Source organism: Streptococcus suis YS161, assembly GCF_002760245.1.
GTDB lineage: Bacteria > Bacillota > Bacilli > Lactobacillales > Streptococcaceae > Streptococcus > Streptococcus suis_I.
This window is the reverse complement of record NZ_ASCA01000017.1, coordinates 1-12,888: the sequence shown is the minus strand read 5'-3', so window position 1 is coordinate 12,888 and position 12,888 is coordinate 1. Positions and strand designations below refer to the sequence as shown.

10 protein-coding genes are annotated in these 12,888 nt (G+C 44.6%); 8 read left to right on the top strand and 2 right to left on the bottom strand.

The genetic code is table 11. The features are described 5' to 3' along the window. Positions 1-175 precede the first annotated feature (175 nt). The 5 genes from treP (at position 176) to SST111_RS02855 (ending at position 6,034) form a co-directional block, all read left to right on the top strand. Positions 176-2,170, top strand: a complete 1,995-nt coding sequence (treP, locus tag SST111_RS02880) for a PTS system trehalose-specific EIIBC component (RefSeq protein WP_099809955.1) — start codon at positions 176-178, stop codon at positions 2,168-2,170. Between the two features lie 351 nt (positions 2,171-2,521). Continuing rightward, positions 2,522-4,147 (top strand): alpha,alpha-phosphotrehalase, encoded by a 1,626-nt coding sequence (gene treC / locus SST111_RS02870; protein WP_099809988.1) that lies wholly within the window; start codon positions 2,522-2,524, stop codon positions 4,145-4,147. 80 nt (positions 4,148-4,227) lie between these two features. Continuing rightward, complete coding sequence (locus SST111_RS02865; protein WP_099809954.1) at positions 4,228-4,788, top strand: TetR/AcrR family transcriptional regulator; 561 nt, start codon at positions 4,228-4,230, stop codon at positions 4,786-4,788. Positions 4,789-4,860: 72 nt separating this feature from the next. Then, entirely contained in the window at positions 4,861-5,613 is a 753-nt protein-coding gene (locus SST111_RS02860) for a CPBP family intramembrane glutamic endopeptidase (protein ID WP_099809953.1), read from the top strand. A 58-nt stretch (positions 5,614-5,671) separates the two neighbouring features. Continuing rightward, entirely contained in the window at positions 5,672-6,034 is a 363-nt protein-coding gene (locus SST111_RS02855) for an iron chaperone (RefSeq protein WP_099809952.1), read from the top strand. A gap of 83 nt (positions 6,035-6,117) precedes the next feature. On the opposite strand, the gene SST111_RS02850 is transcribed toward SST111_RS02855, so the two are convergent. Together SST111_RS02850 and SST111_RS02845 are read right to left on the bottom strand one after the other, a co-directional pair. Next, positions 6,118-7,338 (bottom strand): LysM peptidoglycan-binding domain-containing protein, encoded by a 1,221-nt coding sequence (locus SST111_RS02850; protein WP_099809987.1) that lies wholly within the window; start codon positions 7,336-7,338, stop codon positions 6,118-6,120. Between the two features lie 288 nt (positions 7,339-7,626). Next, on the bottom strand, positions 7,627-8,610 hold the full coding sequence (locus SST111_RS02845; RefSeq protein WP_099809951.1) for a Gfo/Idh/MocA family protein: 984 nt from the start codon (positions 8,608-8,610) through the stop codon (positions 7,627-7,629). A gap of 84 nt (positions 8,611-8,694) precedes the next feature. Between SST111_RS02845 and rnhC the strand changes: the two genes are divergently transcribed. From rnhC to recD2, 3 genes are all read left to right on the top strand, one after another. Next, positions 8,695-9,585 (top strand): ribonuclease HIII, encoded by an 891-nt coding sequence (gene rnhC / locus SST111_RS02840; RefSeq protein WP_099809950.1) that lies wholly within the window; start codon positions 8,695-8,697, stop codon positions 9,583-9,585. A 9-nt stretch (positions 9,586-9,594) separates the two neighbouring features. Next, positions 9,595-10,224 (top strand): signal peptidase I, encoded by a 630-nt coding sequence (gene lepB, locus SST111_RS02835; protein ID WP_099809949.1) that lies wholly within the window; start codon positions 9,595-9,597, stop codon positions 10,222-10,224. A 63-nt stretch (positions 10,225-10,287) separates the two neighbouring features. Further along, on the top strand, positions 10,288-12,777 hold the full coding sequence (gene recD2 / locus SST111_RS02830) for an SF1B family DNA helicase RecD2 (RefSeq protein WP_099809948.1): 2,490 nt from the start codon (positions 10,288-10,290) through the stop codon (positions 12,775-12,777). Positions 12,778-12,888 lie beyond the last annotated feature (111 nt).

Genomic DNA, 12,888 nt, shown 5'->3' with positions numbered 1-12,888 from the left:
TTCATTTCAAAATTAAAAAAACTAAGCAAAAACGCTTGCATTATTTTTTGAAATCGGATACAATGATAACACAAAAGAAATTTGTCCGTACAAATTTCAAAAAAGACATACTTTTGGGAGATGTCTAAAAAATATAGAGTGACAGATTCCATAAGCTGTCTAGAAGGAAAAATATATGGGAAAATTTGAAAAAGAAGCCAAACAGCTATTGGACGCTATTGGTGGAAAAGAAAATGTTAATGCAGTAACACACTGTGCGACACGTATGCGTTTTGTTCTTGCGGATGAGAAAAAGGCAAACGTAAAAGTCATCGAAGATATTCCTGCTGTAAAAGGAACCTTTACCAACGCAGGTCAGTTCCAAGTTATCATCGGTAACGATGTACCAATCTTCTACAATGACTTCACAGCTGTGTCTGGTATCGAAGGCGTATCAAAAGAAGCTGCCAAGTCAGCAGCTAAAAGCAACCAAAATGCTATCCAACGTGTTATGACCATGCTGGCGGAAATCTTCACACCAATCATTCCTGCCCTTATCGTCGGCGGTTTGATTCTCGGTTTCCGTAACGTCTTGGAAGGTGTTCAGATGGAATGGCTTGGACAAGCTATGAAAGATGGGCAGTTGGTCTTCGATGCTGATGGTAACCCTGTATGGAACACCATCGTTCAGGTTTCTCCTTTCTGGAATGGTGTCAATCACTTCCTCTGGTTGCCAGGTGAAGCCATCTTCCACTTCTTGCCAGTAGGTATCACTTGGTCCGTATCTCGTAAAATGGGAACTTCTCAAATCCTTGGTATCGTCCTTGGTATCTGTTTGGTTTCTCCACAGTTGCTCAACGCTTATGCTGTACCTGGTACAGATGCAGCAACCATTGCCAGCGACTGGTCTTGGAATTTCGGTGCATTTAGTATTGCCCGTATCGGTTATCAAGCACAAGTTATCCCTGCCCTTCTTGCTGGTTTGGCACTGTCTTACCTAGAAATCTTCTGGCGTAAAGTGATTCCAGAAGTGGTCTCAATGATTTTCGTACCATTCCTATCACTTCTTCCAGCAATTATCTTGGCTCACACTGTCCTTGGTCCTATCGGTTGGACAATCGGGCAATGGTTGTCAACAGTTGTATTAGCTGGTTTGACTGGTCCATTGAAATGGCTCTTCGGTGCGGTATTCGGTGCCCTTTATGCACCGTTCGTAATCACTGGTCTTCACCACATGACAAATGCCATCGATACACAATTGATTGCGGATGCTGGTGGAACTGGTCTCTGGCCAATGATTGCTCTTTCTAACATTGCTCAAGGTTCTGCGGTATTTGCTTACTTCCTCATGAACCGTCACAATGAAAAAGAAGCGCAAGTTTCACTTCCTGCAACTATTTCTGCCTACCTAGGTGTTACTGAACCAGCCCTCTTCGGTGTCAACGTAAAATACGTTTACCCATTCGTAGCGGCTATGATTGGTTCAAGTATCGCTGGCTTACTTTCTGTAACCTTTAACATCCAAGCTGCTTCTATCGGTATCGGTGGTCTTCCAGGTATCTTGTCTATCAAGGCGAAGTACTGGGGTCCATTCTTGCTAGCAATGGTAGTTGCGATTGTTGTCCCAATGATTTTGACAGCTGTTTTCAAACGTACAGGTGCATTTTCAAAAAAAGAAGAAACTGTTGAAGAAGTTGTAGTTCCAGCTGAAACCGTCGTTGAAACTGGTTCTGCTATCGAATTGATCAGCCCACTAACTGGTCAAGCAAAAGAATTGTCACAAGCTACTGACCCTGTATTTGCATCAGGTGTCATGGGCCAAGGTGTCCTTATTGACCCGAGCGAAGGTATCTTGGTTGCTCCAGTCGATGGTGAAGTATCTGTCCTCTTCCCTACTAACCATGCTGTTGGTATCACTGCTACAAACGGAGTTGAGCTCCTTATGCACATTGGTATGGATACTGTCGGTTTGGAAGGCAAAGGCTTCACAGCTCACGTCAAACAAGGCGACAAGGTAAAAGCTGGTGATAAATTGATTAGCTTTGACATCGATGTCATTAAGGCTGCTGGTCTCGCCGCTGAAACACCAGTTATCGTGACCAACCAAACTGACTTTGACACTCAAGTTATCGGAAATCTTCCTCGTGCCATCTCGCAAGGCGAAGCTATTCTGACAGTTACAAAGAATTAATGTTCTAGGAGGGGGAGCGGGAAAGAACTCGACTGGTCAAAAAAAGAGTTCGTCAACAATTTTTCGTTTTAAGTTGTTGAGCTGAAACAGTCTATCCCCAGACTGTTTCACTCCCACCCCCGCATAGCTCCAACAGTCAGAGTAGTGACTGTTGGAGGTTGGAAATGAAGCGAACTCTGTTCGCATCAGTCGTAATGGTCAGATTTGGAGTGTAAAACACGAACAAATCTGCCAATCAACCACTGCGCTGAGATGTTGACACGAACCCTGAGAAGCGAGGTTAAGCTTTTTGCCCAGCCTCCTCCTATCATTGCTTATGCAAGAAGGAAAAATCAAGAAAGAGAGAGCAAAATGACAATAGACAGACGGAAGGTTGTTTATCAAATCTACCCAAAATCTTACAAGGATACAACTGGAAATGGTGTAGGGGATTTACGAGGAATTATTGAAAAACTTCCATATCTAAAAGAGCTAGGCATTGATATGATTTGGCTCAACCCTTTCTACCCAAGTCCTCAACGAGACAACGGCTATGACATTTCAGACTATACAGCCGTCAATCCTGATTTTGGCACCATGGCTGACTTTGAAGAAATGGTGGCTGTCGGCAAAGAATTGGGCATCGAATTCATGCTAGACATGGTCCTCAACCACTGCTCGACAGACCACGAATGGTTCCAAAAGGCCCTAGCCGGCGACAAATATTACCAAGATTTCTTTATCCTACGTGACCAGCCAACTGACTGGGTGTCCAAGTTTGGTGGCAATGCCTGGGCTCCTTTTGGAGATACTGGGAAATACTACCTCCACCTCTTTGACGTGACCCAAGCCGACCTCAACTGGCGAAATCCTCATGTCCGTGAAGAACTGTTCAAGGTGGTCAACTTCTGGAAAGACAAGGGTGTCAAAGGCTTCCGCTTCGACGTTATCAACCTGATTGGTAAGGACGAAGTCCTCGAAGATTGCCCAATCAATGACGGCAAGCCAGCTTATACCGACCGCCCAATTACCCACGACTACCTCAAGATGATGAACAATGCCACTTTTGGGGCAGAAAAAGGCTTCATGACCGTTGGGGAAATGTCTGCCACCACCATTGAAAACTGCATTCTCTACACAGCTCCTGAGCGGGAAGAATTGTCCATGGCCTTCAACTTCCACCACTTGAAAGTGGACTACAAGGACGGGCAAAAATGGACCATCATGGACTTTGACTTTGAAGAACTCAAACACCTCTTCCATACTTGGGGTGAAGAGATGTCCGTCGGAAATGGCTGGAACGCCCTTTTCTACAACAACCACGACCAGCCTCGAGCCCTCAACCGCTTTGTTGATGTGGAGAATTTCCGTAACGAAGGAGCAACCATGCTAGCAGCCTCTATCCACCTGTCCCGCGGTACGCCTTACATCTACATGGGCGAGGAAATCGGCATGATTGACCCTGACTACGACAGTATGGACGACTACGTGGACGTGGAATCTATCAATGCCTATCAGATGCTCTTGGACCAAGGACACACGCCTGATCAGGCCTTCAAGATTATCCAGGCCAAGTCCCGTGACAATTCCCGCACCCCGATGCAATGGGACGCTTCTGACAATGCAGGCTTCTCAACAGGAACTCCTTGGCTGAAGGCTGGCAAATCCTACCAAACGATTAACGTTGAGCAGGAAAAAACAGGTCCAATCTTTACCTTCTACCAAGAACTCATTCGCCTGCGGAAAGAACTTCCTCTCATTTCAGAAGGAGACTACAAGGCTGCCTACAAGGACAGCCAGAAAGTCTATGCCTTCGAACGCTTGCTGAACGGTGAAAAACTGCTAGTCCTCAACAATTTCTTCGCAGAAGAGGTTAAGCTCGACCTGGCAGACGACTACGCCCACGGACAAGTCCTCATCAGCAACTACCCTAACAGCAAGTTAGGTAAGAAAATCACTCTCAAGCCTTATCAGGCTCTGGCGATTTTGGTGAAATAATTACTATTTATTCCCTATTGTAAAGTAGGGAATTTTTTGATATACTTTTACATACCGTCGGTATGTAAAAAAGGAAAGGTATGACAAAAAACAAATATCCTGAGGAAAGCAGACAGCTCATCCTCGATGTCGCAAGAGCATTATTTTTAGAAAAAGGCTATGATCAGACCAGTCTTACTGATATTATTTCTCAGCTTGGTGGCATGACCAAGGGAGTTGTGTATCACCACTTCCCCTCCAAAGGAGCCATTCTGGATGCTCTGATTGGAGATGCTGATGAGAATTTATTATCAAAAGAGTGGCCAGGAGAGTCCGCTCTTGAAAAAATCCAATATGCACTCACATCTTCTCTTTCTGACATTGAAAAATTATCCTTCTTGCAGGCATCGCAGATTACCCTGAAAAGCCCTAGCATTTTAGCTCAACAATACCAACTATCCTACGCACTGCTCATTCCTAAATTCCGAGAAATCGTACAAGAAGGTGTGATAGACGGAAGTATTCCGACTGATTTTCCTGAAGAAATTGCCGAACTTCTGATTGTCTATTTCAACCTCATTATTGGCCTACGAATTACGGAACTCTCTCCCGACGACTTTCTACGAAAAATTCTCTTCTTAAAAAACTTTTTGAAAGCATGAATGCCCCTATTATCAGCGATAAAATCCTTGCTCTCGCATTTGACCTTTCTACAAAAATTGGAGGACAAATAAATGAAACCACTCACTAAACTAACATGTATCGGATTTTGTACACTTGCGTTTGGGGCTATGATGACAAGTGGCCTGATTGCCTTTCTTCCGCAACTGGCACTTGGTGACAATATTGTTACAACTGTACTCATGGCAGGGCTCTACATCTTCTTGTATTATTTATTTGCCAAATGGCTATCTCGTCGATTAGAAATGAGCCTAATACAATTTCGGATAACACTCGTTAAACCAAGTCAATTTTGGTTAGTCGTTGCAATCTTTCTCCCACTAACTGTCTTGCTCGTTTTGTATTTACTAGGTGGAAAAGTGACTTTGACGGACGATTTAGTAAACTCTATCTTTATGGGCGCTATCGCTGCTCCGATTGTAGAAGAGATGTGCTTCCGTGGTATCATGATGCATCTACTAGAACAATCTTTTTCAAGAAAAGTCGCTATTCTGGGACCGTCCGTATTTTTCGGACTTGTTCACCTATTAAACGGATCCGTTAGCTCACTCACCGCCCTACAATTACTCATTGCTGGCACCTTAGTTGGAAGTTTATTTTCGCTTGCTACTTTGCAAACAGGAAGTATTCTATCCAGTATTTTAGTCCACTCCCTTTGGAATCTCTCCACTTCCATCCTTCTTTTTGATAATCAAACCAGCTTGTTCGGAGGCGAATACGGAGTTGACGTTTCTCCAATTGCAAGTCTAGCCTATCTCATCGTCATCCTTCTTAGTATGATTGCTCATCGGAAAAAAGCAAGCTGATTGTTTCTACACCATTTTACTCTTCTATGTTATCCTGTAAAAAAGAAAGGAACCACTCATGCTCCAAGAATTTTTGAACAAGGTCAACAATCCTGTCTTGAAAGACAAGCTCGAAGCAATCTTTGCCCAAATCCAGCAGGAATTTCCAAGTCTAACCACAGAAATCAAATGGAACCAACCCATGTTTATCATGGACGGAACTTTTATCATTGGATTCTCTGCTGCTAAGGCCCATATTTCCATTGCACCTGAAACGGTTACTATGGAAACCTTTGCCAAGGACATCAAGGAGGCGGGCTACGAGGCGACTTCCAACCTCTTCAAAATCAGAGAAGACCAAGAGGTCAACTGGGACCTGCTCCGCACTATCATCACCTTTAACATGGATGAGAAGAAGGGCTATGACAAGTTCTGGAGATAAGATAAGAAACTTGTATCCCATACCTTCCAATTAATAAGCACGCAAAAATAGCCAAGCTCACCGTGAGTTTGGCTATAATTATTTTATGGATTAAATGACACGTGTACATGATCATAATGGTTTTCTGTAATGCTACCACGGTCTGGCATCAGATTCCATGTATAGGCTGGACCATAGATACTGTCATACGGCGCATAGAAGCGCTGTTTCCAAATGATGTAGTTGATATTTTTAGAAGCTAAGTTTGCAACTGCATAAGCTGCCACTTGATCTCCTAGAGCTGAGCTCTCAGGCACCATAAAGTCAATTGCCAATCCCTTACCATGGTCGCCAGAATCACCAGGACGGTAACCTGAGAAAGAAGTAATACCGAAGGCATTAGCTACTTCTGCGCGGAAGGCTGCTACCTGAGGTTGCAAACCGACATCATAAGCACTTGTACTTGTTGTAGTGGTTGATAGGGCTGTCACTTGTGGAGTTTCAACTACAGGCTGTTCTACAGGTGCTTCTACTACAGGTTGTTCTGCAACTTCCTCTACAGGTGCTTCTGCTACAGGCTGCTCTACAACTTCCTCTACAGGTGCTTCTGCTACAGGCTGCTCTACAACTTCCTCTACAGGTGCCTCAACCACAGGTTGCTCTACAACTTCCTCTACAGGCGCTTCTGCTACAGGCTGTTCTACAACTTCCTCTACGGGTGCTTCTACTACAGGCTGCTCTACAACTTCCTCCACAGGCGCTTCTACTACAGGCTGTTCTACAACTTCCTCTACAGGCGCTTCTACTACAGGTTGCTCTACAACTTCCTCTACAGGTGCTTCTGCTACAGGCTGTTCTACAACTTCCTCTACAGGTGCTGAGTCGGTAACTGATGAAATTTGATCCAAAGGAACAACCGTATCCTCAACCGTTACTTGATTGGTTGTTAGGTCAACAGTTGCCTGAACGGTCTCATTTGTGTTTCCCTGAACAGGAGCTTCAATCTCAACCTGAGTCACTTGATTGTTTTGGTCAACAGTCGTCGTCAGTACCGTATCAGGGAAAATCAAGTTGACATCTGCAATTTGATTTATTTTCGCCAGCAAATCCATATCAATATTCATAGCTAAGGCGATGGCAGATAAGGTATCTCCATACTGAACAGTATAGGTCATCCTTCCTTCTTCTTGTACAATTTCTGGGCTAATTTCAGAAACAGTACGCGGAGCCCATTCGATGGCTAAAACATTTGTCGAAATCATCCCTGTACTAAATAGGGAAAGAGCCAATGAAGATGTGTATAACATCTTCTTATTGTTTTTCATGATAGGTGTTTTTCTCTTGCGACGCATATGCTTGGGCTTTGTAATTCTTTTACGTTTCATTTTCTGTTCCTTTTCTGATTTGATAATCCTATCATATCTGAATCCGATTTGAAATACAAGCACCTAGAGAGCTTTTAAATAAACTGTATCCACTATGTAATCTTAGACATTTTTCGTCATCAAATCCATATACTTGTCACATAACCGACACATTAAGAAAAAAGAACAAGTAGGAGACCACCAACAACCCATGACTTGTTCCTTAGTTCTTATTCTAATAACCTTTCTCTACATTTCTTCTGGATAAACCAAGCCCCATTCTTTGCGGAGTTGGGTCATGATGTCCATGACATCTTGGGTAAATGCTAGGTGCATGGTGTTTTCGATCCCTGCGACAGCTTTTTCCATATCCGCCACTTCATAAGATAGCGCCTTAGCTGTCTCGCCCGCTTCGATTACCTCTTGGCTACCATCTTCAGTATAGGTAATGACTGCCTTCTGACCACGAGGATACTCGTAAAGTTCGATGTAGCCCTTGTCGTAGGCAATAGTACCCCGTTTTGGCTGTTTGGCATGGAGGGTCAGGGCGATGGTCGCCATTTGACCCGCATCATTGCTGAGCAAAATCCCTACCTGCTCGTCCACACCTGTCGGAGCTAATTTAACCTGGGATAAAACCTGATTTGGCTTTTCTGTCATAAACCAACGGACAAAGGACAGAGCGTAGACACCAATATCCAAGAGGGCACCGCCGGCCAAGTTCTTATTGAAAAAGCGGTTGGTCATGTCGTATTCCTTGTAGCTGCCAAAGTTCATCTGAATCATCTTCAAATCTCCAAGCTTACCACTGGCAATGACCTCACTCAACTGTCGATAGATTGGCATGTGGAAAATGGTCATGGCCTCCGCCAAGACGACCTGATTTTCTTCTGCCAGTTGAATGGCTTCTGCTAATTCTTCTGAATTAAGCGTAATAGACTTTTCACAGAGGACATGCTTTCCAGCCTTCAAGGCCTTTCTCAAATAATTGATATGGGTATTGTGAGGTGTAGAAATATAGATAATATCCACTTCAGGATCCTCAAACACTTCATCGATTTCTCTATAAACTTTCTCGATGCCATATTTTTGCGCAAATTCCACACCCTTGTCATAGGTACGGTTAGCCACCGAATAAAGATTTCCTCCCATAGCCTGCAAGGCCTGAACCAATTCGTTGGCAATGACACCAGTTCCCAGAGTCGCCCATTTATACTTCATTTGAACTTCCATAGTCTACCTCACTTTCTTCTACCATTATAGTAAATTCCACCCTTTTCTGCACACTCTAACTAGCATTTGTGTTACAATAAGAAGATGAACACTGTTGTACTAAAGGTATCTGCTCAGCAAAAACAAGCCATGATGGCTCACTATGACCGCTATCGGCAGACCAGCAAAAATCCTTACATAGAAGCATTTTTCAAACTGACCGGTGCCAGCCTGTCCATCTACACTTCTGGAAAAGTCGTTTTTCAGGGGGAAATGGCAGAGCAGGAAGCAGGGCTCTGGGGCTATGAGCCAGAAAAGTCTGGACAGACGACCATACCTGGTCAAAACCTGCCCATGATTGGTACCGATGAGGTTGGAAACGGGTCTTATTTTGGAGGTTTGGCAGTCGTTGCTAGTTTTGTCCGCCCAGAAGACCATGCCTTTCTCAAGTCGCTTGGTGTCGATGATTCCAAAAAAATGACAGACCAAAAAATCTGCCAAATCGCTCCTCTCTTAAAAGAGAAAATCCTCCACCAAGCTCTGCTATTGTCACCGAAAAAATACAACGAAGTCATCGAGCAAGGCTACAATGCGGTGTCTGTCAAGGTCGCCCTGCACAATCAGGCTATTTTCCTACTCTTGCAAAAGGGTGTCCAGCCTGAGAAGATTGTCATTGACGCCTTCACTTCCAGTCAAAATTATCAAAAATACTTGAAAAAGGAAGCCAACCAATTTGCCAACCCCGTCACTCTAGAAGAAAAGGCTGAGGGCAAGTACCTGGCTGTGGCAGTATCTTCTATTATTGCAAGAAGTATGTTTTTAGAAAATCTTGTCCAGCTTGGTCAACTAGTTGGGATGAATCTGCCGTCTGGTGCAGGCAGTAAATCAGATCATGTTGCCGCCCGTATCTTGAAACGACATGGCATGGCTGGTCTCAATGAGACTGCAAAACTTCACTTTGCTAATACGCAAAAAGCACAAAAATTATTGAAATGAGGAAAAAATATGGGAGCAATCCAAAAAACAAAACGCTCACCACTAGTCGCCTTCTTAGCTGAATGGGGCATCTTTTTACTGTTTATGGTAGCTTTTTTTGCCAGTCGTTACTTTATCTGGAATCCTGTCTCTGTCGATGGCCATTCCATGGACCCAACGCTTCAACACCAAGAAAAACTCATCATGCTAAAAACGACCTCTATCGACCACTTTGATATTGTTGTAGCCAGCGAGACAGACAGCGATGGCAAGGAAAAACTGATTGTCAAACGTGTGATTGGTATGCCAGGTGACACCATTCGCTACGAAAACGATGTCCTCTATGTTAACGACCAAAAAGTGGACGAGCCTTACTTAGATGAATATCTCGCTGCATTCCAGAAAGATAAACTTCAAGAAGTCTATTCTTACAATAAACAATTCCAAGCTGTGGCCCAATCCGCTGAAGCTTTCACACAAGATGCCAATGGTTACGTAGACTTTACCGTGACAGTTCCAGAAGGACAATACTACCTGATGGGAGATGACCGCCTTGTCTCACTAGATAGTCGTAGTGTAGGAACATTTTCCCGTGAAAACATCAAAGGAGAAGTTGTCTTTCGCATGTGGCCTCTCAACCGTATTGGGACTGTTGATTAATACAAACAAGTTTGGATCAAGCCGTTCCAAACTTCTTTTTCATTATTTTAGGAATTAAATTCTATGAACGAAGTGTATGTTACCGGCACCATTGACCGGATTATTTTTGAAAATCCTAGCAATTTTTATAAAATCCTCCTCCTTGAAATCGAGGAAACTGACGCAGACTATGACGACTACGAAATTATTGTGACCGGAACGATTGCCGATGTCATTGAAGGAGAAGACTATCGTTTCTATGGCAATCTGGTCACCCATCCCAAGTATGGTCAGCAACTGCAAATCACCCGCTACGAGCGCAGCAAGCCTACTTCTGCCGGACTTGTCAAGTATTTCTCCAGTGACCATTTCAAGGGAATTGGACGCAAAACAGCTGAAAAAATCGTTGAACTCTATGGCGAAGATACCATTGATAAGATTTTAGCTGAACCTGAAAAACTAACCCAAATCACAGGCCTATCCAGCAAGAACATGCAGGCATTTGTGGAGAAACTCCGCCTCAATTATGGCACCGAGCTGATCTTGGCAAAACTAGCTGAGTATGGCATTCCCAATAAATTGGCCTTTCAAATCCAAGACCAGTATAAGGAAAAAACACTTCAGATTATTGAAGAAAATCCCTATCAACTGGTCGAAGATGTCCAAGGGCTCGGCTTTACCATTGCCGATAGGATTGCGGAAAATCTAGGAATTGCCAGCGATTCCCCCCAACGCTTTCGGGCAGGTATGCTCTTTAGCCTCATCCATCGCTCCATGGAAACAGGCGATACCTATGTGGAGGCCAGAGACTTGCTGGAAGCAACCCTTGAACTGCTGGAAAAATCCCGCCATACAGAACTGGACCCTGCCGCGGTTGCCCACGAGTTGACGGGACTGATTGCAGACGACAAGGTACAGCAAGAAGGCACAAAGATTTTTGACAACAGCCTCTACTTTGCCGAACATGGTATCCATAAAAACTTGACCCGCCTGATGGGAAAAAATGGCTTCAAGCCCTTCCCACGCGCAGACGTTGAGGCTGCCATAGCAGAGCTAGAAAACATGTCCTCCCTAACCTATGATGACATTCAAAAAGAAGCCATCGTCCAAGCCATCACCAATCCTCTTTTCATTCTGACAGGCGGACCAGGAACAGGAAAAACAACGGTTATCAACGGTATTATCGCGGTCTATGCCATCTTGCATAAGATTGATTTGACACGCAACCGAGAGGAATGCCCTGTCCTCCTTGCCGCCCCAACTGGACGAGCAGCCAGACGGATGAATGAGTTGACAGGTCTGCCTTCTGCCACCATCCACCGCCATCTCAGTCTGGTAGAAGGACAGGAAGAATCCTACCGAGATGATTATTTGGATGCCGACTTTATCATCGTGGATGAGTTTTCTATGGTAGATACTTGGTTGGCCAATCAACTCTTCCAGAATATCTCCTCCCAAACCCAAGTTCTCATTGTCGGCGATGCGGAGCAATTACCTTCTGTCAGCCCCGGTCAAGTACTTGCTGACCTCTTGAAAATTGACAAGCTACCCAGCATCACTCTGGAACGCATCTATCGTCAATCCGATGATTCGACCATTGTTACCCTAGCCAGTCAGATTCGCAAAGGGGCTCTGCCGAGCGATTTCCGTGAGAAAAAGGCTGACCGCTCCTATTTTGAAGCGCAAAACGAACAAATTCCAGCCCTGATTGAACGCATTGTCGGCGCAGCCATCAAGTCGGGCATTCCTGCAAACGAAGTTCAAATCCTCGCTCCCATGTACCGTGGTGCTGCAGGTATTGACCAACTCAACACCATGACCCAGGCCCTGCTCAATCCACTGGAAGAGGGAGAGTTAGAATTCCTCCATAACGAGCAAGCCTTCCGCCAAGGCGACCGGGTCATTCATCTAGTCAACGACGCCGAAGCCAATGTCTTCAATGGCGACTTGGGCTACATCACTGACCTCCTACCTGCCAAATATACGGACTCCAAGCAGGACGAGATTACCATCAACTTCGACGGTAGCGAGGTCACCTATCCCCGAAACGAATGGTACAAGATTACCCTGGCCTATGCCATGTCCATCCACAAGTCCCAAGGCAGCGAGTTTCAGGTCGTTATCCTTCCTATCACTCGCACCAGCCACCGTATGCTCCAGCGCAATCTGGTCTACACCGCCATCACCCGCTCCAAGAGCAAGCTCATCCTCCTGGGCGAAATCTCCGCCTTCGACTACGCCGTCAAAAACGCCGGCACCGTCCGCAAAACCTATCTGGTCCCACGTTTCCAAGGAGAAATGGCAGAGCAGGATAGCAAGGAAAGCCTGACTGAAAACAACGAAAGCAAAACAGCTACAACCACACAAACCCAGCCCTCTACACAGCCAGACAGGAAAGAACAGGTTGAAGCAGTCAAAGAAAACAACCAACAACTCTCCCTTCTTGATCAAGACCAGCCAGAAAAAACAAGTCCCCAACCCACAGAATACATTTTGACTGTAGACAACCTACTAACCATCGACCCCATGATTGGCATAGAACTGGCAGATATTGAAGAATTTTTTAAAGCATAAAAACCAGCAAGTCAGTAGATTTGCTGGTTTTACTCTTTTATAGACAATATGTAAAGACCCCCAGTTGAGAATTCGTGGATTTACCTGTACACTAGAATAAAAAAACAATCA